Source organism: Curtobacterium sp. B18, from assembly GCF_000333375.1.
Taxonomy (GTDB): Bacteria; Actinomycetota; Actinomycetes; order Actinomycetales; family Microbacteriaceae; genus Curtobacterium.
This window is the reverse complement of record NZ_BACZ01000207.1, coordinates 1-946: the sequence shown is the minus strand read 5'-3', so window position 1 is coordinate 946 and position 946 is coordinate 1. Positions and strand designations below refer to the sequence as shown.

Here is a 946-nt window from a genome sequence, read left to right as displayed (position 1 = left end):
CCCCCATGAGCGGGTCGTCCCCCGGGGTGGTGAAGTGTTAGAGCGGCTTCCCGTTCGGGCGGACGACGACGAAGTCCGGGAAGTGGCCCTGCTTGAACGTGATCTCACCGCGCACGAGGTCCTGGAAGCTCAGGTCGCGGTCGGGCACGCGCAGCCGGAGCGCCGGCTCACGGCCCTGGTCGCGGAAGGCCTGCCGCTCGGCGTCGCTGAGGTCACGCTCGTGGTTGTCGTAGCCCTGCTTGGGGTCACGGCCGGCCGCGGTGTTGCGGGCCTCCATCTCCTCGGGCGTCACGAACGACTCGTAGACGTGCCCGGAGGCCTTGAGCTTCGCGATGACGTCGTCGTAGACGTCCGACCGCTCGGACTGCCGGTAGGGACCGTGCGGCCCACCGACCTCGACGCCCTCGTCCCAGTCGAGGCGGAGCCAGCGCAGCGCCTCGAGGATCTGCTCGTACGACTCCTCGCTGTCGCGCGCAGCGTCGGTGTCCTCGATGCGGAACACGAGCTTGCCGCCGGTGTGCCGTGCGTACGCCCAGTTGAAGAGGGCGGTGCGGATGAGTCCGACGTGCGGCGTGCCGGTCGGGCTCGGGCAGAAACGGACACGGACATCGGAGCCGGAGGCGGTGGTGAATGGCGCAGTCATGACACCACGATCCTACCGGCCGGGACCCTGCCGAACGAGGCACGGCAGATGACGTCGCGGCCCCCGATGAACGCAGAAAACCCCTGACCAGTACTGGTCAGGGGTTCCCTGGTGTTACCAACGTTGAGTCCGGCGGCGTCCTACTCTCCCACAAGGTCCCCCTTGCAGTACCATCGGCGCTGAGAGGCTTAGCTTCCGGGTTCGGAATGTGACCGGGCGTTTCCCTCTCGCTATGACCACCGGAACACTTTCGACCCAATCCTGGATCAAAACTGTTCCCCAGCTGTAGCTGAAGTATTCAGT

General features: G+C 66.5%; 1 rRNA gene and 1 pseudogene. Both read right to left on the bottom strand.

The window, feature by feature from the left end:
- Nucleotides 1-40: 40 nt before the first annotated feature.
- Nucleotides 41-643: pseudogene (locus I5E_RS21250) on the bottom strand (glutamate--tRNA ligase); the annotation flags it as partial.
- 127 nt (nt 644-770) lie between these two features.
- Nucleotides 771-887, bottom strand: a 5S ribosomal RNA gene (rrf, locus tag I5E_RS05500).
- Between the last annotated feature and the right edge of the window lie 59 nt (nt 888-946).